This is a genomic window from Psychrosphaera sp. 1_MG-2023, assembly GCF_030548245.1.
Lineage (GTDB): Bacteria > Pseudomonadota > Gammaproteobacteria > Enterobacterales > Alteromonadaceae > Psychrosphaera > Psychrosphaera algicola.
Window position 1 is genome coordinate 230,946 of record NZ_JAUORW010000006.1, and the last position, 26,190, is coordinate 257,135.

Here is a 26,190-nt window from a genome sequence, read left to right on the forward strand (position 1 = left end):
TGATCGATTCACTTAAGTGTCAAGGGATCTACGACTAATTAAGTAGTATCTCTCGAACAAATCGACTGCCGAAATAGGCCAAAGTTAAGATGAAAGCCGCAACAATAGTGGCAATAGCACTGTTGTTTCCGCGCCATCCATATACTTTGTGACCAATAGCTAGTGTTAAAAAGATGGCCCATGCGACGATAGACAATACCGTTTTGTGAGCATATTGATTAGAAAACATGTTGTCTAAAAAGGTAAACCCGGTGACAAGTGCCAAAGTCAGTAGCACTAATCCGATTGCCATTAATCTAAAGTGTTGGGCTTCAACGCTACTTAATGGGGGCAAATGACTGTGTAGAGAAAGTGTTTTTGCTTTTAGTTTTGAGTCGATATAACGAAACTGGATGGCATAAAGTGAGGCGATAACAAGAATACAATAGGCTGCAACCGACAGTAAAATATGGACAAGAGTCGCGGTCGATACTGTAAACTCGGGTCCTATATAGGCTAGTGATGTATTAGGTACAAACATCAGTAATATCGTTAGGAAGCCTGAAAACCCGAAACTAACTAACATCAGCATTGTATTTAGATGTGACAAGGAGCGGATGACGATCACAATATTTATCAATGCACTGATGATTAAACACATTGAAACAAGAGATAGATGGATCCCACCTGAAACATACAAAAGTTGCTTGGCAGTAACAAGTTGAAGCAATATGGCGACTAAGGCAGCGCTAAATAACAGTTTAAAATTCATGTTCGATTTACCGACTAGTGTTCTAGCACATAAACCCGCAGCGAACAGGAATACCAGGCAAGATAGGAACAATCCCAACTCGATGGACATCACGTTATTTTCCTTATAGTTGTTATCAATGATCTAATGACATTAATTATGAGCGAGAACTTTACCATAAAATATCATAATGGCTCATCCTAAAGGCACGATCTGCACATTTTTATTCGTTATTTTCCGCGAACATGGATATATGCACATGAAGTGCAGCTTGATTTCTGTATTTTACGTCTACACATGTATATAATCCGCTATTTATTGTGCGTATTCCTTTTAGATAATTTAAGAGCGACAAGTTCCCTATGTTTAACAATTTATCCGAACGTTTATCAGAGTCGTTGAAAAAAATCAGCGGCCGTGGCCGACTGACTGAAGACAACATTAAAGACACACTACGCGAAGTTAGAATGGCGTTGTTAGAAGCCGACGTTGCTTTGCCAGTGGTTCGTGAATTTGTTAAAGCCGTTAAAGAACGAGCTGTTGGTGAAGATGTTGGCAAGAGCCTAACGCCTGGCCAAGTCTTTGTTAAGATCGTGCAGGGCGAACTTGAAAAAGCCATGGGCGAGAAAAATGAAGATTTAAATCTTGCCGCTCAACCGCCAGCTGTTGTTTTAATGGCCGGTTTACAAGGTGCAGGTAAAACCACTTCAGTTGGTAAACTTGCGAAGTTTTTAAAAGAGAAAAAGAAAAAGTCTGTTTTAGTTGTGAGCGCCGACGTTTATCGTCCAGCGGCAATAAAGCAGCTTGAAACGTTAGCAGCCGAAGTTGATGTTGAGTTTTTCCCAAGTTCAATCGAACAGAAACCAATCGACATTGTTAATGGCGCTATTGACCACGCTAAACGAAAATTCTTTGATGTTTTGTTAGTCGACACCGCCGGACGTTTGGCTGTTGACGAAGCTATGATGACGGAAATTAAAGACCTACACGCCGCGATCAACCCAATTGAGACATTGTTCGTTGTTGATGCCATGACAGGTCAAGACGCCGCAAATACTGCAAAGTCATTTAATGAAGCACTGCCGCTTACCGGTATTATTTTAACGAAAGCAGACGGTGATGCACGAGGTGGTGCTGCGCTATCAATTAGGCACATTACGGGTAAACCAATTAAGTTTATCGGTATGGGTGAAAAGATTGATGCGTTAGAACCTTTCCATCCTGAACGTATTGCGAGTCGGATTTTGGGGATGGGGGATGTTTTATCCCTTGTCGAAGAAATTGAATCTAAGATCGACCGCGAAAAAGCAGAAAAAGTCGCTAAAAAAGTGATGAAAGGCAAGGGCTTCGATTTAGAAGATTTCCGTGACCAACTTTCACAAATGCAAAACATGGGCGGCATGTCGTCATTAATGGACAAAATGCCGGGTATGGGCAAGATCCCAGATGCCGTTAAAAACCAAGTGAATGATAAAGAGTTTCTCCGAATGGAAGCTATTATCAATTCAATGACACGCAAAGAGCGTCAGTACCCAGATTTAATCAAAGGCTCTCGTAAACGTCGTATCGCGGCCGGCAGCGGCACTCAAGTGCAAGATGTAAATCGTCTTTTAAAACAATTCATGCAAATGCAAAAAATGATGAAGAAGATGAAAGGCGGCGGTCTGATGAAGATGATGCGCGGTATGGGCGGTGGTATGGGTGGCGCTATGGGCGGAAAAATGCCTGGCGGTTTCCCTCGTTTAAAATAATTTAATTATCCTTAAACAACACTGAACACAGTGACAAAATCGTCTCTTAAACAGCAGAACAGCTCATTGCAAAATGAGCTGAGTTTCGCTGAGCAAAAAGAAGATTACTTTTCTGCAATTGACATTCTCGACAGATTAATTGCATTACAATCCACGTTAAACCCCGACTTAAAACACAAAGACTTACCTAACTGGCTATTAAAACATGCTCAGTATTGCGTTCAGGTTGGTAATACCGACGGGGCTATTAAGTCGTTTGATGCCTGCGAAATCTATCGTAGCCAGCTGCCGTTTTTAGATCTAAACCGGGGTCATTTATACAAAGCGTTAGGCAATAGTGAATACGCAGCTGAGTGCTACAATCAACTTATCACTGAGTATCCTCAATACGTCGGTGTTGGTTTTTGGTCGTTGGCAGATTTGAAAGACCGTAAATTGCAAAGTTCTGAATTGTCGCAAATCGAATCCTTACTGCATGCTCCTTGTACTGAAGGCAATCAGGCATTATTAAACTTTGCTCTGGCCAAAGGGCTTGAAGCTGCAGGTGATATTGAAAAGGCATTTGATGCGTTAAGTGTGGCAAATCACATTATCGCTAAACACCGCCCTTTTCCTGGCAATGCTTATGCCGACTTAATTCGTCAGCAAATACAAAGCTTCAATCGCGGTAACGCGTCAGGCCTAAACTTGCAAACTCAAAGTAAAAAAACAAATGGTGAATTAGCAACTGAGGCACCGATTTTTATTGTCGGCATGCCGCGCTCGGGCTCGACCTTATTGGAACAGATATTGGCTAGTCATTCATGGGTTGATACAACAGATGAGTTACCCTTTATCGAACGACTTGCGATAGATATACAACAACTCGGTGGGTACCCGTCTGCTATTTCCCGTTTAACAAACGCGCAATTAGACACACTTAGGCGGACTTATTTACAGCAGGCTAGGCAATATACACTTAATGATACCGGCGTTTTTATAGATAAGAACCCTAATAATTTTATGCATATAGGGTTAATTAAAACGTTATTCCCAAATGCCAAAGTCATTAATGTGGTAAGAAATCCTCTGGATAATGCGCTTAGTGTTTATAAGCAGTATTTCTCGGCCGGGCATCATTATTCTTATGATATAAATCATATCGGCTTTTATTGGCAGGGGTATTTGCATTTAAGTCAGTTTTGGCAGCAGACATATGGCCGTGGTGTGTATTTGGTTAGCTATGCCAAGCTTGTTGAATGTCCTGAAGCTGAAATTAGACGAATGTTAGCTTACTGTGAACTCCCGTTTGAATCGCAGTGTTTAACCTTCTATCAATCTACAAGAGCAGTATTGACCCCAAGTGTTTCACAAGTACGCCAACCTATAAATAGCCGCTCGATTGGCTCTGGATTAAAATATAAGGAATGCTTAACCCCACAACAGGTCGCCACATTTGATAAGCTTTGTGAGGACGTAGAGACATTCTTCACAACCTCAATGTAGCTTTATTCACCAGCGTTAAGTTATTTCTGAAGCCAATGAGCCTTTTGCTTTTAATCCCCTCCAAAGATAACCTTAATAAATGCAGTCCAATAAATCCTTAGTCAGCCAAAACACCTTAAATCGTTTCCAAACATACTTGAAGCACGTATATCGTGAGCATGACTAGTAATTAACGGTTAAACTGTGCGACTTCTGGATTGAAACATGGGTCAATTAGGCAATGGATAAGCATTTTTGTTGATGGACTTTCATTGGTCAATTGAAGCGTTTCGGCAGTTTCGCGACAACGGTGAAATGTGCTGTCGCGCAGTTGATGATAATAGTCCCAACCCCCCTGAGCCTCACCGTAGATTGACCAAATTTGACGCCAATCTTGATAAAACGATGCGAGAAGATCTGATAGTGTATCAATCGCGCTCATTTCATTGCCATCAACCGATTTAACTTCACTTATCAATTCTGTGATCATGTGATTAACTTCTTCTGGACGCATTACCACTGGCGTATTAACACGTTCACATCTAATTGGCCTTTGAGCCCCCTCAACAAACGGTAGGGTTGGAAATTGACTTACTTTTTGGATGAACTCTTCGCCTAGCGCCTTACCTAGAGGACTCAAATTGTCGATATTAATTCCTTGTTTTACCCAGTTCCAAAATCGTGATGAGCCGCTGATATCAACAACTAAATGGACACGCGTTTTATCTGAAGCATTTACAACACGGTGGTTTTTCCATGAATCGAAGATCCAAGCATCTCCCTCAGCCATATGGACTTGTTTGTCGCCGCAATAGAAGATCACCTGCTCGTCAGTAACGATTGGGATATGGATCCTAACTCGGTCGTACCAATGGTAGTTAATGTCACTGTGCAAAGGCACTTCAGCACCTGCTTCTAAACGCATTAGGCGAGACCGACCAACGATTTCATTAAATGATGCGATTACCTGTTGTAAGTAAGGCGAGCGTTTTAATGCCACAGTGGGCGCAATAGGCCCTGAGAACAAGTTGTTCTGACCGCCTTGAACACTGAGCAACGGAATAGCTGAATTCCCTTTAAACCCTTCATGATGTGCGACCCATTCATTTTCTGAAAACTGAGTCACTTCCTTTTGAAGAGCTTCAATATCAAAAGTTATCGGGAGTTGAGTAAATTCGTGTGGCAATTTCATCGATTAGAATCCAAATTGATTTGGCTGGAAGCACTGGCAATAAGATGTTCATTTACGTTGTTGACTAACGGTTGGAGTTGCGGCGCGTATTGCAGAATGTCGTCAGCGTGTTTGTGCCATTTTACTTCGTTAGGCTTTGAAACCGTATAGCGCGATGTTGCAAGGGGTTGCGTCACCTTCGCCTCTAAATGTTGGTCTAAAACGAGGCCGGAGAATTGTAAGAGTCGATTAACCATCTCTAGCGGGTTTGCGAGTAGGTCAGCGTAATTAATTGTTATTTTTCTATTTTCGCTAATATTTTTTAGACTTTCTGTAATTGAATGATTACAGGCGTGCCATTGGAAGCTCGCAATTTTTTCCACCGGAGAACCGACCATGGTCTGCCAATTGTCTGGCAATAATAACGACCATTCGCCATTAAACCCTGGCAGTTGCGGATATGTTCGAAACCTGCCCGATTGCCATGCTTCTATTATACTGCTGATGTTCGGTAAAGGGTCACGGACTAAATGAATAAATAAAGCGTCAGGAAAAACGTGATTTAAGAATTCGACTCGCAACGCATTTTTAGGGGTCTTTTCTAAAAATCGAACCGCCTGTTGTTTATTCGGCGGTCGTCCTTCTCGGTCACGTAAACCCATTGAGAACCGTTGTTTCAATAAAAACGTTACATCGCTAGTCGCGTGGTTTTTGGTCAATGTATTGGAAATATAACCGTTTGCAACTGTGCTTAATTCAGGGATATGTTCAATTACGGCGTGGCTTTCTCCACCGATAGAATAAAGGTTTTTTGTCGCCATTAAGGTTTCAAATAACAGTGTGCTACCGGAGCGAGGTGCTGCAAGTATGATGATGGGTCGGTCAAAGTTCATATAAAAGATAATTTATCACGCATTTAAATGAGTAAATGCCATGATAATCAAATACGCGAAAAAAACCAGACATCGCCACATTCTAAGTAAGATCTAAGCTAGATATCTGCCTAACAAGATAATCCGCTATTAATAGTCAATTACAACTTGAAATTTAACTCAAAATCCGTACAATTGCGCGACCTTTTTTGGGGTGTCCAAACTAGGGGGCGAGTAATTCGCCGTAACTAAAAGTAATAATTGAGGAAATTATGGTATCTATTCGTTTAGCTCGTGGTGGCGCGAAAAAACGTCCATTCTACTCAATCGTAGTTGCAGATAGCCGCCGTTCACGTGACGGTCGTTTCATCGAGAAAATTGGCTTCTTCAACCCGATTGCAGCAGGTCAAGAAGAGAAAGTACGCATTGACTTAGATCGTATCGAATACTGGGTTGGTGTTGGCGCGCAGGTTTCTGATCGCGTTGCTAAAATCGTTAAAGACGCAAAAAAAGCGGCTTAATCAATACGATTATTAGCAGAAAGTGAAGGTAATAAAATGAGTCAGTCTCAAAACGAAGAATACATTCTAGTTGGAAAAATTGGTGCATCATATGGCATCAAAGGCTGGTTTAAGATTAACGCCTACACTGAGGTCCCTGAAGGGATCTTTGATTACGTACCATGGCGTGTAACGCTTAATGGCAGTGATCGTTTTGTGAAGGTCGCCGAGTGGCGCCGACACAACAAGGGTTTGATTGCGAAGTTTGACGGTGTTGACAACATGAATGATGCTGAAGCTTGGCTTCATGGCGAAATTTATGTAACAGCCGACCAACTGCCTGAATTGTCTGATGACGAGTTTTATTGGCGTGACTTAAAAGACATGTTAGTAAAAACCGACAAAGGGTACGATTTAGGAAAAGTATCTGGCCTTATGGAAACGGGATCAAATGATGTTCTTGTAGTGGATGCAAATCCGACCGACGCATTTGGTAAAACCGAAAGGTTAATCCCATACATCCAGGATGATGTAATACTTTCAGTTAACAAGGAAGAGAACACCATTACGGTGGACTGGGATCCGGGTTTTTGACATTGATGGTTTTAGGATCGTGAATTGTCAATTATGGTTAGGCGTAATAACGCTTTTTCCAGAAATGTTTGATGCCATTACCCAACAAGGGGTAATTAGCAGAGCCATTAAAAACGGTACGATTGACTTTAATGCGTGGAATCCTCGTGATTTTGCCCATGACAGACACAGTACAGTGGATGACCGACCTTACGGTGGTGGTCCAGGAATGTTAATGATGGTGCAACCTTTGACCGATGCGATTCATGCTGCAAAGCAGGCTGCTGGTGAAGGGGCAAAAGTGATTTATCTTTCTCCTCAGGGACGAAAGTTAGACCATGAAGGCGTAAAACAGCTTAGCCAACATAATAAATTAGTGTTGGTTGCGGGTCGATACGAGGGAATAGATGAACGAGTTATTCAATCGGAAATTGACGAAGAATGGTCGATTGGTGATTTTGTTCTGAGCGGCGGTGAACTACCGGCAATGACACTGATAGATGCAGTGTCGAGGATGATACCTGGTGTGTTGGGACATAAACTCTCAGCAGAGCAAGATTCATTCGCAGATGGTTTGCTAGATTGTCCGCATTATACCAGACCAGAGGTTCTGGATGGTCAACGGGTACCTGACGTGTTACTTAGCGGTAATCATGAAAAAATCCGTCAATGGCGATTACAACAATCGCTTGGAAGAACTTGGTTGAAAAGACCAGATTTAATTAATCATCTAGCTCTGACTGACGAACAGCAGAAGTTGTTAGCCGCGTTCCAAACCGAACACGACGAAACAAAATGTGAAGCTAAGTAGGACAGTGAAACTAGAAAAGTGAGAATATAATGAGCAAAGTAAGTCAAAATATCATTAAAGCTCTTGAAGAAGAGCAAATGAAAACTGATGTCCCGGCATTTGGCCCTGGTGACACGGTAGTTGTAAAAGTTAAAGTAAGAGAAGGTGCTAAAGAACGTCTACAGGCGTTTGAAGGTTTCGTTCTAGCGAAGAAAAATCGTGGTCTACATTCTGCTTTTACAGTTCGTAAGATTTCTAACGGTGAAGGTATTGAGCGTACATTCCAAACGCACAGCCCTGTTATCGAAAGCATCGAAGTTAAACGTCGTGGTGATGTACGTCGCGCTAAACTTTACTACATGCGTGAGCGTTCTGGTAAATCAGCACGTATCAAAGAGAAGTTGCAAAAAAGATAAGAACTTCTTAGCCGATGCACCTGCGTGGCAACAATTGCGGCGCAGCAAAAAGCTAATTATTAAAGGAGCACATAGTGCTCCTTTTTTTATGCTTGGCATTTAAACCAAGATTACAGACTTTCATTTTAAATACGTCTAACTTGTATTATATCCATCACTGCGCAGAATATTCAGTTGCGATCACCAGTTTACTCAACTAAAAAGACGGCTCTGTCGCGCCAGATTGGATAGAAATGGTTGGGCTAGGTGAGTAACGTTTGCTCCAATATAATAGCTCACTATTCATTTGTTATCAGAAACACGTTTTAAAAAAATGACTACGTAAAAAGCCCCTTGGTGACCGCTAGTATTGAAATTCTGGTGTGGCTATGGAGGTTTCTCAAGTGTTAAGCTCTAATAAGCTATTTTGGAATTTTTTCGGTTATGGGAAAGAAACGGTGAAACTCATCAATTTTATTTAAGCTGTGAGTCTTAAATTCTATGTACTATATGATGTGAATCGTTATATTTTATTGATAATCAAGTATGCAGTGATCTTTAAGTCTATTTTTTGGTTACATAGATCGCTGTAAATACTAAAGTTATTCAGTTCTAAGTAAAATAGTTTAGAGGGAATGAGGTATATTGTTATGTTGGATAATGTTTGTGCTAAATTGCTGTTTAGACAAACGTTTTTAAACGAAAATTTCAAATATAGGTAAAACATTAAAATAGGAAAGTTTATGAAAAAGTGGTTATTAGTCAGTTTATGTTTTGTATTCTCGACCACCGTCTTTGCTCATGGGGATGCAAAAGAGTTAGATTTGAAAAAATTTGCTCAAACTTATTTCGACACTATGGTAAAGACTCAATTACCCGGTACGACTCCCGAAGCACTAGAAGATTATTTAGCCTTGCTTAAAGATGATATTGGTCATTCACATCTTCCGTATGTCACCGACGATTCGCGTCAACCAGATGGCAAACAAGCGATGAGAAAGGGCATGACGTTCTATATGGGCGCGCATACAGAGTACAAAGCTGAATTGTTAAATGTATTTGTCTTTAATCACTCTGCAATCGCGATTAGGTACAAGAATTCCGTAAAAGGAATCCACCCGCAAAATAATCAGGAAATAGCCTATTCGCAGGTTATGATGGAAGTGCTTGAAATTGAAGATGGAAAAGTCGCTGTTATTCGAAAATATCACGAATAATATCAAGTAACTTAAAATAGCGCTGTTTTCAATGCAGAAACTGGTTTTGAATTTTGTGTAGTTTATTAATTCACAAAACAATCATTTTAAATGGTTGGAAAGTTATTTAGAACCTACTCAAAGCTCAAAATGAGTGGCAAAAATAAAAAGGGGAAGTTTCCCCTTTAAATTAGAATAACGTATAGATAAAGGTTGCTAAAGCTGATTGCTGTGTTGCAACTACTAACCCGCCAAGCAGACTTAATATGACAATGATAGGCATGAGCCAGATCTTTTTGCGGACTTTTAAAAATGCCCAAAGGTCAGTTATAAATTCAATCATTAAAACGGATTCTCCAAATTGTTCTTACTCGATTCTGCCTCAGGTTTGACATAATTTGAAGTTGCATTCGTTGGCATTTTTGATTTGTATTGAAGTTTTCCAAAATAGCGCAGTACAACCCCTAAAGGCGCGATCAATATATAAAAGCTTAAACTCAAAATAATTCGAGTATTAATCCATCCCATTACCCCACCAATCACACTCCAAAATTTAAATGGGTAATAAATAAGACTCGGTTTGACTAAGTACAACGACATTAAAACAACAGAGATAGCAAAAGGCCAAAGTTGCCAGTTATAGGAAAATACCCAAGGCAGGAACGCCCCAAATATGACAGGAAACGCCCAGCTCATTGTCAATGCAAATGACTTGAGTTCATTTAAGTCGGGTCTATTCATAGATTCATTCCCTCTATTTTGCTAAAGATGGGTAGGACTGTTAAATAATTATCATGGGTGTCCAAGTTATTTGCGGCATTAATTACCGTCGAATTTGCATGGGTGTCCATGTTATTTACTGGATTAATTACCGGCGGGTTAGCATGGGTGTCAACGTTATTTACTGGATTAATTACCGGCGAACTTGCATGGGTGTCAACGTTATTTACTGGGTTAATTACAGGTGAATTTATATGGGTGTCAACGATATTTACTGGGTTAATTGCCAGTGGGTTTGCATGGGTGTCAACGTTATTTACTGGGTTAATTACCAGCGGGTTTGAATGGGTGTCAACGTTATTTACTGGATTAATTACCGGCGGGTTTGCATGGGTGTCCATGTTATTTACTGGATTAATTACCGGCGGGTTTATATGGGTGTCTATGTTATTTTCTATGTTATTTACCGGGTTAATTACCAGCGGGTTTGCATGGGTGTCAACGTTATTTACTGGGTTAATTACCAGCGGGTTTGCATGGGTGTCCATGTTATTTACTGGATTAATTACCGTCGAACTTGCATGGGTGTCAACGTTATTTACGGGGTTAATTACCGGTGGGGTTGCATGGGGGTCCATGTTATTTGCTGGCAAATTCATGTATGTGTCTGCGTTATTTTTAAGATTAAACCTAATTCTGCTACACCGAGGCGAATCGTATTTATCAAAGGTGGATGAGTGAGTTTTATTTGTCATCAGAGAAAACATCGTTTAATCCATATCAAATTTAATAGATTTAGCGACATCTATTGCAGACTGCGGCTGATCAGTTTTAGCTAGTACAATATTGTTCATTACCAAGTAGTCCATTTCTGTAGCCAAAAAACATCGAATAGCATCTTTTGGGGAGCAGACAGGTGGTTCGCCACGAACATTAAATGACGTATTAACCAATACACCACATCCTGTTTTTGCTTTAAATGAAGATAACAAATTATGGAATTCTGGATTGGTATCTTCATGAACCGTTTGTATACGGGCACTGTAGTCCACATGGGTAATCGCCGGCAGTGTCGAACGTTTTTGATTTAGTTTGTCTATACCAAATAGCGCGTTGTCGGTTTTAAGCTTTAGCTCACTTTTAATGTTTGCGACGAATAACATATAGGGACTTTCAACATCGTGGTCAAAATATTTTGCGACGTCAGTGGCTAATACGGCGGGAGCAAAGGGGCGGAAAGACTCTCTGTATTTTATTTTTAAATTCATTGTCGACTGCATTGCTACATTTCGCGGATCACCAATAATAGAACGGTTACCTAAGGCACGCGGACCAAATTCCATTCTCCCCTGGAACCAACCAATAACATTTCCCTGCTCGACTAATTTTGCAACATGATCATAAAGATTTTCATTGCTTATACTGTTCGCAACTAACTTTTGCTTCTCAACTTCTGCATTGATTTGTTCATTTGAATAAGATGGCCCTAGATAGCTTCCAAACATAGAGTCGTTCGAAGAGTCAATTAATCGAGGTTGCTCAAAATAATGATGCCAGGCAACTAATGCGGCACCTAATGCGCCGCCGGCATCACCCGCAGCCGGTTGGATCCATATGTTTTCATAAGGACCATCTCTAAGTAATCGACCATTAGCAACGCAATTTAGGGCGACGCCACCGGCTAAACAAAGGTTTTTTGAAGGCACAAGTGTATATAAATGTTTGGCAATTTTAAGAACGATTTCCTCAGTGACAACCTGTATTGAACGGGCTAAATCCATTTCTTTTTGGCTTACTTCGGAGTCACTTAAACGAGCGGGCCCGCCAAATAGTTTATCGAACTTACTGTTTGTCATACGATCGCCCACGGCATAATCGAAGTAAGACATGTCTAAGTCGAAACTGCCGTCGTCATGAACATTGATAAGTTTATCTAGAATTTTGTCAACGTAAACAGGTTCACCGTAAGGTGCCAAACCCATTAGTTTATACTCTCCGGAATTAACCCTAAATCCACAGTAGTAGGTAAATGCCGAATAGAGGAGTCCAAGAGAATGTGGGAATTGAATTTCCCAAATAGGTGACAGTTTATTTTCTTTTCCTGACCAGGCTGTTGAGGTTGCCCATTCCCCAACACCATCCAAACATAAAACTGCCGCTTCTTCATATGGCGATGGAAAAAATGCTGAGCCAGCATGTGAAAGATGATGTTCGCTAAATAATAATGTTGGTAGTTTGGCTTTTTTATCCAATCCGGCCAAATTCCTCAATTCTCGACGCAAAATGCTCTTTAAATACAGTTTCTCCTTTAACCAAATAGGCATTGCGCGAATAAATGAACGAATACCAAAGGGAGCATTGGCAAAGTAGGTTTCTAATAACCGCTCGAATTTAAGTAAGGGTTTGTCATAAAAAATGATCGCGTCTAATTGCTCTAAATTGCAATTAGTGTCATCTAGGCAAAATTGAATTGCTTGTGCAGGAAAGTTGGGGTCATGCTTATTGCGGGAAAAACGCTCTTCTTGCGCGGCAGCAATAATTTTACCGTCTTCGATAATCGCTGCAGCACTGTCGTGATAATAAGCTGAGATACCGAGAATTTTTTTTGTCATAGATGTCTTAGTTGGCAATTTATGCATTCGTATTAACTAATGAGTCTAGCACTTTTACCTTGCGGCAATCGACCTCATTCGCTACCGTTGCATACCTATGTATTGAATTACTTGGTAGTATTTCCTTTTGACGACACGAACGACTCGGCCTGTTTTTTATCTCATCGCGATCATTATTCCATTTGTATTGTTGGGATTGGCTGAAGTTGGTTTACGAACGTTTGGGTTTGGTAAGACCGTTCCGTTGTTTGTTGAAAGTGCTGATATGCCAGGCTATCTCCAAACTAACCCAAATATAATCCAACGATACTTTGCAAATCCAAATGCGGCTCCAAATGTCAGTCCTGACACCGTATTCTTTCAAAAGAACAAAGCTGAAACTACTTTTCGAATTGTTGTGCAAGGAGGAAGTACAGCAGCTGGATTTCCATACGGCCGGTTTGGCTCCCTGCAAGGTATGTTAGAGCAACGATTTAAACGGACGTATCCTCACAAAAATATTGAAGTAATTAATACCGCAATGGCTGCTGTTAACTCATATACTTTGATGGATTTTGTTGATGAGATTATCGAAATTGAGCCTGATCTTATTTTGATCTACGCCGGACATAATGAGTATTTGGGCGTAATGGGCGTAGGCTCTACATTTGCGGCTAGAGGAGGGCGAAGTGCAACGTTGGCATTTTTGCTGCTTAAAGACTTGCGACTGTATCAACTCGTTCAAACTTTGTATACATGGTGGAATGGAGAATTATCCAAAGATGGCAATGAGCCATCTCGCTCTTTAATGTCGAAAGTAGCGAAGGGGCAACATATCGCGTACGACAGTCCGCTATATCATAAAGGTATTGAACAATTTCGGGATAATTTGAAAGTTATACTGAGCAAGTATAAAGCACAACAGATCCCCGTTTTGTTGGCGAACTTAGTCAGTAATGAGCAGGACCAGCCACCGTTTTCGAGTATTGGGAAGGTTGATTGGCAGCAAGCTGTCAAGTCGAGTGACTTATCAACTGAGCAAATTCATTTGTTAAATAAAACCGATGATGACGCAAGTAAAGCTTATCTTTCCGCATTATCATTTGTTAATAATCGTAAATTCAATGAGGCTTTGGAGCAATTTATTAATGCAAAAGACCTCGATCAGCTTCGATTTAGGGCACCGAGTGCGTTTAATCAAGTCATCAGCGACCTCGCGGCTGAAGACGGTGTCAGTCTAGTTAATGTAGAACAGTTGTATCGGCAAGATTCGAGGTTAGGGATCATTGATCAACAACTTATGTTAGAACATGTACATCCGACTTTGAGAGGTTATTTTATTCTGGCTGAAAGTTTCTATACGGCAATTAAAAATACCGGTTTGATTGGGGATGAATATACTTCCGTAACACGCCAAAAAGCTTGGTTGGATGTCCCTGTAACTGAATTTGATGAAGCATGGGCGCAACTAAAAATTAAACAATTAAAGAGCGATTATCCATTTAAAGTAAAATTTGAGCCGTTACCTGAGTTCACGCCAAGATCAGAAATAGATTACCTTTTGATCGAACGAGCACAAGGTATAGATTGGATAGCCCAACAAAAGAAATTAATATCAATTTATAAAGCAAATAAACAGTTAGGACAGGCAGCTAAAGTATATGGTGTATTGTCGGACGCGCTAATAAACTCACCAATTGCGGCAAATGATGCAGCGTTAATCTACCGACAAATTAGCGACATACCAATATCAACATTTTACCAACGACGAGCGTTAAAGTTGGACCCAGATAATCAAAATTATATATTAAATCTAGCCCATAATTATTTTCTGTTGAAGCAGTTTGATAGCAGTTTAAGTTTGTTAATTAAGGCGAAAGCAAAGTTGAAAGATACGAGTAGAGTGGATTTTTTTATCGGAAAAGTTGAACAAGCAATAAGGCTAAAAAATGAAAACTAAAACTTGGGTGTTTCGAGTAATTGCTTTTTTAATACCAATATTATTTTTTGTTGCCATTGAGTTTGCGCTTCGATTTTCTGGATTTGGTAAGTCGATACCTTTATTTATTGAAAACCCAGCCGCGCCTCATTATTTGTTACCCATGCCGCAAGTTGTCGGACGTTATTTTGCCAACGATAAATTAGCACCGAACGTCACGATTGAACCTAATTTCTTTTTGAAGAAAAAACCCAAAGACGGGATTAGACTATTTGTTCAAGGGGGTTCAACAGCCGCCGGCTTTCCATATGGGTTAGGGGCTTCGATTGCTGGAATGTTGGATTATCGACTAAAACAAACCTTTCCCGAACAAACCGTTGAAGTGGTGAATACTGCACTTTCCGCGGTAAATAGTTATACATTGCTGGATTTTGCCGATGAGATCATTGAGCAAAAACCGGATGCAGTACTAATTTATGCGGGTCACAATGAGTATTTGGGGATTCTCGGTGTAGGGAGCAATTACACGGCGGCCAACTCACGAGGAGCGACCTTGATGTACCTTAAACTCAAGGACTTAAGAATATTCCAATTGATGCAGCGCATTTATTATTGGTTTGCTCAACCTGAGATGGATCAATCAACGGGAACGTCACGTACTGTAATGGCTAAAGTAGCCAAACACAAAAATATTGAAGTGGATTCAGACCTATTTAACGCCGGTTTAGCACAGTTTGAAGGCAATATGGCACTGTTACTTGGAAAATACCAACGTGCTGGTATCCCTGTTTTTATTAGTTCTATAGGCAGTAATCTTGTCGACCAAGCCCCCTTTGTGTCAAAGCCCATCTCTGTCGATGATGTTGTAAACGCTTTAGCTTCAAAAAAAGTGAGCTCTGATAATTATCAAGACACCCAAGCAAATTTAAATCAAGAGACTCAAGATTATTATCAAGACACCCATTCAAATTTGAATCAAGAGACTCAACAAACAAACATCAGAAATAGCGTAGACACCCACCGTAGTATTAATGGAACTGAAGAGATTAAATTAGCATTAGCTCGTTTTGCATTAACGCAAAACGCGAAAACCCAAGCGCCTATGTTGCAACAAGGTGAACTTGAAGTTTTACACGCAATGGCAAATCTACGTAGCGCTAACGCACATTACTGGCTAGGGCAATACAATTTGTCGAAATTCAACATTCCACTAGCGAAACAACATTTTGAAGCCGCGCGACAAAATGATTTGCTCAGGTTTCGAGGTCCAAATGAAATTAACGGTATTATTAAAAAGTTAGCGGAAGAGTTTTCGGCAATCTTTGTGGATGCAAATTTGGCGTTAGAGCGGGCATCTCCACAGGGAATTATAGATGAGAGTGTTATGATCGAACACTTGCATCCAACAGTTAAAGGTTACTTTGAGATTTCAGATGTATTTTATACTGCATTAAAAAAGTCTGAATTATTTGGTAAGTTCCGGAACGAAATCCCACGTAGCCAAGCCCAAAGTGACATCCCTTTATTGCGAGCTGAGGTGTATTGGGGTGCTGCTAAAATCGCGGGTCTTATGGCAGATTACCCGTTCACTGATGAACCTAAACGAGTCGTGTTACCGCTCAAAATTAACGAACTTGATGAAATTGGCTTTGCCGCTTATAAGAAAAAAATTGACTGGATGACGTTAGCGACTGAAACGCAAAAACTAGCGAAGAAAAACAATGATGTTGAATTATATTTACGCACCGCAAAATTGTTGGCTGATGCAATTCCAAATGACTCTGAGAGGAGTTTTAACACAGGGATTCAGCTTATCCAGGGGAATAAACCGCTTGAAGCAATTCGTTTTTTAAAGCGGGTGTTAATCGAAAACCCAAAAGATGTAAACGCGCGGCTTGCATTAGCTCATGCTTATTCAGAAGTAGGGAAATTAAACAAAGCTTTAACTTATTTAGAAGCTGCATTGGAATTAGATCCGACTAATAAAACGGCTTTAGAAAACATTCCACAGATTAAACGCCACTTAAACTAAGTAAATTGTGAGGGTGTTAGCAAGACACCCACTCAAGTTATCAGGAGATCCACCCAAGTTAGCAAGACACCCACTCAAGTTATCAGGACACCCACCCAAGTTATCAGGACACCCACCCAAGTGTTTACTTTAAATATCGACAATCGGTATGACTTTTATTGAATTTTCATACATACGTATTCAGCAGAATCTAGCTTCAAATATTCATATAGTGTACGAAAGAAATTATAAAAATAAGCAGGGTTCAACAAATGAAGAGCAGGCATCAACTGACAAGGTCAGCAATATGTTTAGGCATTATAAGCGTTATTTCGGCATGCAGTGGGGGTAGCGATTCATCAGATCCTGAAGATTTGACTTGTCGCGCACCATTAGTTTTAAATTCAGATAAAACGGCTTGTATAAGTGAAGCGGTTAATACTGCGCCAACAATTAACTCGGCTTCGACGCTGACGTTGAACGAAGGAACCGTAAATGGAACTAGTGTTTACACTGCATCAGCTTCAGATGCCGAAGGTGATGCAATTTCCTGGGAGTTATCCGACAACGAAGGCATTTTCTCGATTGATGCAAGTACCGGTCAAATTACCGTTCAAAATGCCGCTAAACTTATTGCAGCAGACTTAGCGGCGTATCAAATAACTATTACCGCAACAGACAGTGCGACTTCGCCACTTAGTTCGAGTTTAACTATAAGCGTTAATGTGAATTCTATCGTGCTAAACCAAGCGCCAGTGATAACTTCTAGTGCTGGTTTTTCTGTAATTGAAGCAACAAGTAATGGGACCACCGTTTACTCTGCAGTGGGTAATGATCCTGATGGGGATACTATCAATTGGAGCCTTGTCGATCCTCAAAGTATTTTCGCAATTGACCAGACAACGGGCGAAATTACCATCACGGATAGCACCAAACTGATATTTGAAAATCTTACTAATTACAAGATCACGCTTGTCGCTCAAGACGACGCATTAGTTACTGAGCAATCAGAGTTAGAAATTACAGTTACAGTTGTTAAAAATTCAAATTCTGTTGCACCAAGTATTGTTCCGACAGACAGCCAAGCTGTATTTTATTATAAACGTGACGATGGCGATTATTCCGCTTGGAAAATCCATGCATGGAATAACGAAACTTGTGATGGCTATTTCGATTTTGATGCTACTTCTGGAACTGAGTGGGATGCTGGGCTTTCTCATGACGGTGTAGATGATAATTATGGTGCTTATTGGATTGTTGATACAAAAGATGGTGCGACATGTTTAAATTACATTTTACACAGTGGCAATGATAAGGACCCAGATGATGTTGACCACAAATTAACGCTAGCAGATTCTCGTTGGGCATTTATCGTTTCAGGTAATGGAATTTTTCATGATCCTAATGACGTGACAACAGAAGTGCCATTTAAAATTGAGAATGCGTCAGCGCATTGGATTGACGAAAATACTGTACTTTGGAACGGAGAGGGCGATGACCTACGTATCGTGTTTGACGACGAAGGTAAACTCGATAATACGTTCTCAGCCGTTAATAGTCTTACTCTAACATTAACTACATTAACGGATGCGCAGAAATTAAGAGTTCCACATTTAGTTGCAGGTTGGAAAGCATATAGTTTCGACGCTACTTTAGCTGAGCAAAAATCGATGCTAAAACAGCAATTGGTTTTAGCTTCTTTCAGTGGAGACGAACCTATTTCAGCGACTTACGTTCAAAGTGCAAAAGCGTTAGATGCGATTTATACATTTGGTGCAGATGATGCAGATGAAGTTACTGATTTAGGGGTAACTTATAACGGTGATGTGATTAGCGTTAAAGCATGGGCGCCTACAGCAAAAGCGTTAAAACTCAAAGTTTATGCAGCCAACAAATCTTTAATTGCAACTCATGATATGAACTACGACGATAAGACAGGTGTTTGGTCGTATGCAACAACTGAGAACGAAAGTTACGACAGACATTTTTATCGATTTTCTGTTGAAGTTTATCACCCGGTTTCGAAAGCGGTTGTAACAACAGAAGCCACAGACCCATATTCAGTGAATACCTCTACAAATGGTCGCTATTCGCAGTTTGTGAACTTATCAGACGATGACTTAAAGCCTACAAATTGGGATAGCCATACAATACCTACTGTGAAAAACATTGAAGATGCAACGATATTAGAAACGCATATTCGTGATTTTAGTATATTTGACACAACGACTTCTGTGAGCAATCGCGGTAAATACATGGCGTTTACAGAAGCCGGTACGGATGCGAATACATACCTTTCAACATTAGCGTCATCGGGCTTAACACATTTTCATATGTTGCCAGCAAATGATATTGCAAGTATTGAAGAAGACGAAACTAAGCGCATTGAATTAACTAGCACAGTTGGTGAATTATGTGCACGTAATGGCTCAGCACCAGTTTGTGGGGTGGCATCAAATTCAGCTCTTATTATTGACGTTTTAGACGGTTACGATCCGGCGACCAATGAAGCGAAAGATTTAGTTAACTCACTTCGTGGTATGGATGGTTTTAACTGGGGGTATGACCCGCATCACTTTAATGTTGTAGAAGGCAGCTACTCTTCTGATCCAGACGGTGTTGTTCGCGTAAAAGAATTTAGAGAAATGGTGCAAGCTCTGCATGAAAAAGGTTTAAGAGTTGTGTTAGATGTAGTCTATAACCACACTGCATCGTCGGGTCTATATGACAATTCTGTTTTTGACAAATTAGTCCCTGGTTATTATCACCGCTACAGTGAAGTTACGGGTGACATCGAGCGTTCAACATGTTGTGAAAACACGGCAACAGAGCATCGTATGATGGGTAAATTTGTTATCGATTCGTTGGTACATTGGGCCCAATATTATGGCTTAGATGGATTCCGATTTGATATTATGGGGCATATGCCGTTGGACGTTCTTTTAGATGGTCGCACAGCGGTTGCAGCAATTGATCCAGATACGTATTTCTACGGCGAAGGCTGGGACTGGGGCGAAGTTGCTGGTAATCGATTATTCAAGCAGGCGACTCAAGCAAACATTGCCAATACCGAGATAGGGTCATTTAATGACCGTCCTCGTGATACGATACGAAGTGCAGCACTAAGTAAATCGTCATCTAGTCTGTCAGATATTGATCATATTCGATTAGGTATGGCTGGAACATTGAAAAACTTTGAATTAGTAGACCAAAATGGCGCTAAGAAACTAGGTAAAAACTTTGCCCAATCATCATATGCTTTAGACCCTGCTGATATAATTAACTATGTGTCTAAGCATGATAACGAGTCATTATGGGATAATTTACAATATGAAGGTAATTTGGCGCCTGAAATAGATAGTGATACTCGTGTTCGTATACACAGCTTGTCTGCCGCAATTCCATTAGTTAGCCAAGGAATACCTTTCTTCCAGTTGGCTATTGATAAGTTGCGATCTAAATCGATGGACCGCAATACCTATGATGCTGGTGATTGGTACAACCGTGTTGACTACACTAATATGTCTAATAATTGGAATGTAGGCTTACCAATTGAGCTTGGTGGTGACTTTAAAGCTGCGATTTCTGCAAACGCAAACATAGCGGTTTCATCACAGCAAATAGAGCGAAGCAGTGCGGTATTTAATGAGTTTTTACAAATTCGTAAATCGAGCCCGCTATTTAGATTGACAGATGAAAGCCAAGTTATCCGCCGCGTTGGTTTCCACAATACCGGTCCTAATCAAACAAAAGGTTTGATTATGATGAGTATTGATGACGGAACAGGTTTAACTGATTTGGATGAAAATAATGATGCATTGGTTGTCGCTGTCAATGGCACAGCAAATACTGTCAGTCACGCTATTTCATCAGCGTCTGGATTTACCTTACATCCTGTTCAACTGAGCAGCGCGGATACGATAGTTCAAACGGCATCTTTTGTTGAATCCGGCGGTGTGGGAACGTTTAGTATCCCAGCTCATACTATTGCTGTATTTGTTAAGGCACAGGGGAATGCGCAGTCTATTGGATTAGCAGTTGACCCAGATTATGTTAATTCACCTTACGGCGACACGCCGATTTTTGGAAGCGGCTTTGCGTCTGATAAATTGGCATTTGAATATGACGGGCGTGGTGTTTATACAGCGGCGGCAACGCTTAGTGCGGCAAGTATTATTTTTGATATTGCCGACATGAATAGCACAGATGTGGACTTGTCATTTTCTGATGTAGTGGTCGCAGGTGATTCCAATGTTATTACCGATGGAGGCAACAATGACTTCGGCACTGACATTACTCAAGCCGGGACCTATGCAATCACCATAGATGTGTCGGGCGTTACGCCGATACTGTCTATAAAACTGCAAAATGCATTAGTGAGTTGTGAAGCACCTATATCAGCGGGTGATGCACCATTTGCAATTACAGGGGGCAAGTTGTTTGTTCGCGGCGAACACAGCGGGTGGGACCCAAAACCAGAATTTGAACTCGTTTATATTGGAAGTAATCAATATAAAGCGGTAGCGAACTTCAATGGTAGTTTCCCGTTTAAGCTAGCATCAAATGATGGTTCGTGGACTACACAGTTGTGGGCTCAAAATTCGTCGGGCGAAATTGAGACTGGCGATCTAATTGTAGGTGTCAGCTATGATGTAGCCTATAAAGGCGCGGGAACGACTAATAACCAAACTACGTTAAGTGATGGTAAGTATAGTTTCTTATTAACTCTAAACGAAGAAAATCCTGCGCAAGGGAATAATGTTGGAACTCTATTGATTGAGCAATGCTCAAATTAAAGTTTGATACATTTAAAAAATCCGGCCTGAGTGCCGGATTTTTTATGCCTGCAATAACTAAGACACCCATCTAAATTTTTGAGCGAACTTATCAATTTCAGGGCCGCTGTTATCAAGACACCCATCTAAGCTTTAGAGTGAACTTATTGATTCTTAAAATGTTGTTATTAAGTTATTTGCATTGAATTGTAGAGTCTGCGGCTATCATTGAATAATCGCTATCATAGTAAAAATGAGAATAGGACTAAATCGTCCGGCGGATATAATCTTTAGGCACAATATATTGACTTACAATTTCCATCTATTATCGTTGCGGATATATCCAAATTTGGTAGATTTTTGGATGCGGATCAGCTTTCGAAGTACAATTGGTATATAAAAACTGTGAATGAAGGTAAATAAATGACAACTAGTGAAAATGAAAAAACAGCACTCAAAGTATGCGTATTAACCGTATCAGACAGTCGCAACGAATCGAATGATACCAGTGGTCACTATTTAGTTACTGCTTTGCAAGACGATGGTCACGAATGTTATGCAAAAGAAATAGTTAAAGATGATGTTTATCAAATGAGAGCAACGGTTTCCAACTGGATAGCCGACAACAACGTTGATGTTATATTAACGACTGGCGGCACTGGTTTTACTAGTAGAGATTCTACTCCAGAGGCTTTGAAACCCCTTTTTGACAAGAAAATTGAAGGCTTTGGTGAAATATTCAGACATATTTCGTACACAGAAATTGGCACTTCAACAATTCAATCAAGAGCGTTGGCTGGCATTGCAAATAGAACGGTAATTTTTTGCATGCCAGGTTCAACAGGTGCATGTAAAACTGCCTGGAGTATTATTTCGTCACAACTTGATTCGACCTATAAACCATGTAATTTTGTTGGTCAGGTGACAAATTCGTTTTGCACTACAAGGGGGTAAAATGGCAAAGTTATCCCATGTTAATGATCAAGGCCAAGCATCGATGGTGGATGTTGGCGATAAAAAAATTACAAATAGGATCGCTACTGCTGAGGGTTTTATCTATATAAATGACGAAGCGATGAAGCAAGTTATTGAACATACCAATAAAAAAGGCGATGTGATTTCTACAGCCCGAATTGCAGGCATTATGGGAGCAAAAAGATGCGCCGATCTTATCCCTCTTTGCCATACTTTATTATTGACTAAAATTGATGTTGATTTTGAGGTAGAAGAAGATAAAGGCCGCATAAAAATAGTGTCATTATGTAAAGTAAAGGGCAATACTGGTGTAGAAATGGAAGCGTTGACGGCTATTAATGTTGCTGCATTGACCCTGTTTGATATGTGCAAAGCTGTTGACCAAAACATGAGAATTGACGGTATCCGAGTGACATCTAAATCAGGTGGGAAATCTCCAGATTGGTCTGTTAAATAAATAACATAAAATCAAAGTGTTACATAACCCTTCCCAATTTATTTCATTTTAAGCATAAAAACTGTACCTAGGTACAGGTGACTTCTTTACAAAATTAGGCCATCTTAATTGTGCAGGGAGCGAAAGCCATATGGAAATGGCAATTTTGTCTATCGAAGTTAGATTGTGAGGAAAAGCATGGCGTTAGCAAGGAAACGACAGATTAATATCGAGGCAACTCGATTTTATCACTGCGTATCCCGTTGTGTTCGTCGGGCGTATTTGTGTGGGCTTGATCCAGTTTCAGGACGAAACTACGAGCATCGCCGAAGTTGGGTTCAAAATAAACTATTAGAATTACCTAACTCATTCGCTATCGATGTGTACGCTTTTGCAGTCATGAATAATCACACGCATAGCGTGTTATATGTCAACCACCAAAAAGCGCAAAATTGGTGTGCACAGGAAGTGCTTAGTAGATGGCATCGATTATTTAAGGGAACAATTTTAACTCAACGGTATACAAAAAATGCAGGACGAGGCATGTCGGAGGCTGAACTAAGGATGGTTGAGGACACAGTGGAAGTGTACCGGTCTCGTTTAATGGATATTAGCTGGTTCATGCGAAGTTTAAATGAATTTGTGGCGCGTAAGGCGAATAAGGAAGACAATTGTACCGGTCGCTTTTGGGAAGGGCGATTTAAGTCACAAGCCCTTCTAGATGAGCAAGCCGTTTTATGCTGCATGGTTTATGTCGATTTAAACCCACATCGAGCCGGCATAGCGAGTTCAATTAAAACATCACATTACACAAGTATTAAATTGCGAGAAAACGCAAATCGAAGTGGTTCAATAATAACTAAACTACAGTACTTGACTGAAAAAAATATAAGCGGGCTAGCAATAAGTGAAAGTTCTTATATCCAACTTGTTAGTGACCGAATACACGATTTCAGCTCTGAAAAATCGAGTGAAACGTCTTCTATGGCAAACGTAATTAGAGATAAGTGGTATTCATCAACAACTTATTTTGAAGACTTATTTCATGGTGCTGTTGGAAATACCGAATCGTTAACCCGTTTTTGCAAATGCTTTGGCTCTAAACGGGTAGTGTTTAGAAATCTGTGTCATTTCGATAAAATATACAAAACAGGAATGACACATGACTCAAGACTTCGATTTCAACAAAGCTATAGAACAACTTAAATCTGGTAAAGGCCTGACGGGCAAAGACGGTGTTCTAACGCCACTCATCAAACAACTTACAGAAGCTGCGCTCAAAGCAGAGTTAGAGCAACACTTAGAAGAAGATACAAAACCTAATCGAAAAAATGGTACCAGCAAGAAAACGGTCAAGTCGCCTACTGGCCAATTCGAATTAGACACACCGCGAGACCGAGCAGGCTCTTTCGAACCTCAGCTTGTCAGAAAAAACCAAACTAAGTTAACCGATGAAATCGACCGTAAAGTACTGTCGATGTTTTCGCTCGGTATGAGCTATCGTGACATCCGTGGCCATGTCGAAGACTTGTATGGTATCGAAGTATCAGAAGCGACGATTAGTGCGGTTACTGACCGTCTTATTCCTGAATTGAAGGAATGGCAACAACGTCCATTAGACGCGGTTTACCCCTTTGTCTGGCTCGATGCTATCCATTACAAAATCAAAGAAGACGGGCGTTATGTCAGCAAAGCCATATACACCATTTTAGGTCTGGGTGTAGATGGAAAGAAAGAGCTACTAGGTCTCTACTTATCCGAATCTGAAGGTGCCAATTACTGGCTTTCTGTGCTGACCGATCTCCATAATCGCGGTGTAGAAGATATCTTAATTGCTTGCGTTGACGGCCTAACCGGATTTCCGGAAGCGATTGCCACTATCTATCCAGAAACTGAAGTTCAGCAATGTGTGATCCATCAAATTCGTAACTCACTCAAATACGTCGCATCTAAGCATCAGAAAGAGTTCATGGCCGACTTGAAACCAGTTTACCGTGCAGTGAGTAAAGAGGCCGCAGAGGCAGAGCTTGACCGCCTGGAAACGAAATGGGGTAAGCAGTACCCTATCGTATTGCGCTCTTGGCGCAATAAGTGGGCTAACCTGTCGGTGTACTTCAAGTATCCCGACTATGTGCGCAAGGCAATTTACACAACCAACGCCATCGAGGCAGTCCATCGGCAGTTTCGCAAATTGACGAAAACAAAAGGTGGGTTCCCGAATGAAAACAGCTTGCTAAAGCTGCTGTATGCTGGGATATTAAATGCTTCTAAGAAATGGACAATGCCCATCCAGAACTGGAATATGACATTGTCTCAACTGGCGATTCACTTCGATGGGCGCTTGGATAATGTCTTAGATATCTAAAACAATTTGGCTGACACAGAATTCTGAACGCCCTCCTAAACGCCGAAGTAACTTGTCAAATAATCGAAAATATTTTGGGGATGGCTCGACTAGTTTTAAGAATCCGCTTCATTTAGCTAGAACGGAGCTGGTTCTTCAAACTTAATTAAATCGTCGGTCAAAGGGTGGTGTACTGTCAACATTTGAGCATGTAAATTAAGTCGATTTGCAGCTGCTATTATATGTGGAGGAGCATAAAGTCGGTCCCCCAATATAGGATGTCCTAACTCTTTTAAATGTACTCTTAATTGATGACTTCTGCCTGTAATTGGTATCAATTTTACTCGAGTCCATTCAATATCACTTGTTTGTCCTCTTTCTAAAACGATATATTTTGTCAGAGAAGCCTTACCTGTGTCGTAACATACCTTCTGTTTTGGTCTATTAGGCCAGTCACAAATTAGTGGCAGATCAATTTCTCCAGAATCATTTTCAACATGACCACTAACGTTCGCAATATATTCTTTCTGCGTTTGTCGTTCTTGGAACTGCCTATTTAAATTCCTCAATGCATCTTTATGCATTGCCATGATCATAATACCGGAAGTCATCATATCTAATCGATGTACAACACCAGAGTTTGGCCAAACTGCCTGCACGCGTGACATCAAAGAATCGAAATGGGATAACTTACGCCCTGGAACAGATAGCAACCCACTAGGCTTATTTAACGCGATAATGTGCTCATCCCGATAAAGTATCTGTAAATATGGATCCATCGGAGGAGAGTAATTCAAGATTGCCATTTAAAGTTTCTATTTATTGGTGGGTGTCTTTGTTAGGTGGATTATAAATCACCAAACGAATTTGCCCAATGCTTAAGTGAGATGTTTTTATTTAATTAAACGAGTGCGTGAGGAATAAGCGGGTTTACAGCTAATTAGTGCTTTTTATTCC

22 protein-coding genes are annotated in these 26,190 nt (G+C 40.5%); 15 read left to right on the forward strand and 7 right to left on the reverse strand.

Annotation, left to right across the window (positions count from 1 at the left end):
• Positions 1-34: 34 nt before the first annotated feature.
• Positions 35-751, reverse strand: a complete 717-nt coding sequence (gene ccsA, locus Q4575_RS07845) for an inner membrane protein YpjD (RefSeq protein ID WP_215963542.1) — start codon at positions 749-751, stop codon at positions 35-37.
• A gap of 341 nt (positions 752-1,092) precedes the next feature.
• Here ccsA and ffh point away from each other — a divergent pair, with 341 nt between their 5' ends.
• Both ffh and Q4575_RS07855 read left to right on the forward strand, forming a co-directional pair.
• Complete coding sequence (gene ffh, locus Q4575_RS07850; protein WP_215963543.1) at positions 1,093-2,481, forward strand: signal recognition particle protein; 1,389 nt, start codon at positions 1,093-1,095, stop codon at positions 2,479-2,481.
• Positions 2,482-2,511: 30 nt separating this feature from the next.
• The gene (locus Q4575_RS07855; RefSeq protein WP_303522135.1) at positions 2,512-3,966 is read left to right on the forward strand and encodes a sulfotransferase; all 1,455 of its coding nucleotides are present in this window, start codon (positions 2,512-2,514) and stop codon (positions 3,964-3,966) included.
• A gap of 169 nt (positions 3,967-4,135) precedes the next feature.
• Here the strand turns inward: Q4575_RS07855 and Q4575_RS07860 are convergent, their stop codons facing one another.
• Positions 4,136-5,137 (reverse strand): aspartyl/asparaginyl beta-hydroxylase domain-containing protein, encoded by a 1,002-nt coding sequence (locus Q4575_RS07860; RefSeq protein WP_215963545.1) that lies wholly within the window; start codon positions 5,135-5,137, stop codon positions 4,136-4,138.
• Positions 5,134-6,009, reverse strand: coding sequence for a sulfotransferase (locus Q4575_RS07865; RefSeq protein ID WP_303522138.1), 876 nt, complete (start codon positions 6,007-6,009; stop codon positions 5,134-5,136). The genes Q4575_RS07860 and Q4575_RS07865 overlap by 4 nt, the downstream gene beginning before the upstream one ends.
• A 251-nt stretch (positions 6,010-6,260) precedes the next feature.
• Here Q4575_RS07865 and rpsP point away from each other — a divergent pair, with 251 nt between their 5' ends.
• From rpsP to Q4575_RS07890, 5 genes are all read left to right on the forward strand, one after another.
• Positions 6,261-6,509 (forward strand): 30S ribosomal protein S16, encoded by a 249-nt coding sequence (gene rpsP / locus Q4575_RS07870; protein WP_215963547.1) that lies wholly within the window; start codon positions 6,261-6,263, stop codon positions 6,507-6,509.
• A 36-nt stretch (positions 6,510-6,545) separates the two neighbouring features.
• Complete coding sequence (rimM, locus tag Q4575_RS07875; protein WP_303522140.1) at positions 6,546-7,082, forward strand: ribosome maturation factor RimM; 537 nt, start codon at positions 6,546-6,548, stop codon at positions 7,080-7,082.
• Positions 7,083-7,101: 19 nt separating this feature from the next.
• A complete protein-coding gene (trmD, locus tag Q4575_RS07880; protein WP_215963549.1) occupies positions 7,102-7,872 on the forward strand; it encodes a tRNA (guanosine(37)-N1)-methyltransferase TrmD in 771 nt (256 codons plus the stop codon).
• 29 nt (positions 7,873-7,901) lie between these two features.
• Positions 7,902-8,267: a 50S ribosomal protein L19 gene (gene rplS / locus Q4575_RS07885; RefSeq protein WP_215963550.1), complete on the forward strand. Its 366-nt coding sequence runs from the start codon at positions 7,902-7,904 to the stop codon at positions 8,265-8,267.
• A gap of 722 nt (positions 8,268-8,989) precedes the next feature.
• Entirely contained in the window at positions 8,990-9,463 is a 474-nt protein-coding gene (locus tag Q4575_RS07890; protein WP_215963551.1) for a nuclear transport factor 2 family protein, read from the forward strand.
• Between the two features lie 169 nt (positions 9,464-9,632).
• Here Q4575_RS07890 and Q4575_RS07895 read toward each other — a convergent pair whose 3' ends face one another.
• On the reverse strand, positions 9,633-9,785 hold the full coding sequence (locus Q4575_RS07895; RefSeq protein ID WP_215963552.1) for a DUF5989 family protein: 153 nt from the start codon (positions 9,783-9,785) through the stop codon (positions 9,633-9,635).
• The gene (locus tag Q4575_RS07900; protein WP_303522145.1) at positions 9,785-10,183 is read right to left on the reverse strand and encodes an SxtJ family membrane protein; all 399 of its coding nucleotides are present in this window, start codon (positions 10,181-10,183) and stop codon (positions 9,785-9,787) included. Before Q4575_RS07900 ends, Q4575_RS07895 begins: the two co-directional genes overlap by 1 nt.
• A gap of 57 nt (positions 10,184-10,240) precedes the next feature.
• On the opposite strand from Q4575_RS07900, the gene Q4575_RS07905 reads away from it, so the two are divergent.
• Complete coding sequence (locus Q4575_RS07905) at positions 10,241-10,903, forward strand: hypothetical protein (RefSeq protein ID WP_303522147.1); 663 nt, start codon at positions 10,241-10,243, stop codon at positions 10,901-10,903.
• A gap of 29 nt (positions 10,904-10,932) precedes the next feature.
• On the opposite strand, the gene Q4575_RS07910 is transcribed toward Q4575_RS07905, so the two are convergent.
• Positions 10,933-12,774, reverse strand: a complete 1,842-nt coding sequence (locus tag Q4575_RS07910; RefSeq protein WP_303522149.1) for a carbamoyltransferase — start codon at positions 12,772-12,774, stop codon at positions 10,933-10,935.
• Between the two features lie 127 nt (positions 12,775-12,901).
• Here Q4575_RS07910 and Q4575_RS07915 point away from each other — a divergent pair, with 127 nt between their 5' ends.
• From Q4575_RS07915 to Q4575_RS07945, 7 genes are all read left to right on the forward strand, one after another.
• Positions 12,902-14,713: a hypothetical protein gene (locus tag Q4575_RS07915; RefSeq protein WP_303522152.1), complete on the forward strand. Its 1,812-nt coding sequence runs from the start codon at positions 12,902-12,904 to the stop codon at positions 14,711-14,713.
• Positions 14,703-16,724 (forward strand): tetratricopeptide repeat protein, encoded by a 2,022-nt coding sequence (locus tag Q4575_RS07920; RefSeq protein WP_303522154.1) that lies wholly within the window; start codon positions 14,703-14,705, stop codon positions 16,722-16,724. The genes Q4575_RS07915 and Q4575_RS07920 overlap by 11 nt, the downstream gene beginning before the upstream one ends.
• Positions 16,725-16,975: 251 nt before the next feature.
• Entirely contained in the window at positions 16,976-21,499 is a 4,524-nt protein-coding gene (locus Q4575_RS07925) for an alpha-1,6-glucosidase domain-containing protein (RefSeq protein WP_303522155.1), read from the forward strand.
• A gap of 402 nt (positions 21,500-21,901) precedes the next feature.
• Positions 21,902-22,432 (forward strand): molybdenum cofactor biosynthesis protein B, encoded by a 531-nt coding sequence (gene moaB / locus Q4575_RS07930; RefSeq protein WP_303522157.1) that lies wholly within the window; start codon positions 21,902-21,904, stop codon positions 22,430-22,432.
• A 1-nt stretch (position 22,433) separates the two neighbouring features.
• A complete protein-coding gene (moaC, locus tag Q4575_RS07935; RefSeq protein WP_303522159.1) occupies positions 22,434-22,910 on the forward strand; it encodes a cyclic pyranopterin monophosphate synthase MoaC in 477 nt (158 codons plus the stop codon).
• Between the two features lie 177 nt (positions 22,911-23,087).
• Entirely contained in the window at positions 23,088-24,095 is a 1,008-nt protein-coding gene (locus Q4575_RS07940; protein WP_303522161.1) for a transposase, read from the forward strand.
• Positions 24,052-25,254: an IS256 family transposase gene (locus Q4575_RS07945; protein WP_303522163.1), complete on the forward strand. Its 1,203-nt coding sequence runs from the start codon at positions 24,052-24,054 to the stop codon at positions 25,252-25,254. Before Q4575_RS07940 ends, Q4575_RS07945 begins: the two co-directional genes overlap by 44 nt.
• A 116-nt stretch (positions 25,255-25,370) precedes the next feature.
• On the opposite strand, the gene rluA is transcribed toward Q4575_RS07945, so the two are convergent.
• The gene (rluA, locus tag Q4575_RS07950; protein ID WP_303522165.1) at positions 25,371-26,039 is read right to left on the reverse strand and encodes a bifunctional tRNA pseudouridine(32) synthase/23S rRNA pseudouridine(746) synthase RluA; all 669 of its coding nucleotides are present in this window, start codon (positions 26,037-26,039) and stop codon (positions 25,371-25,373) included.
• Positions 26,040-26,190 lie beyond the last annotated feature (151 nt).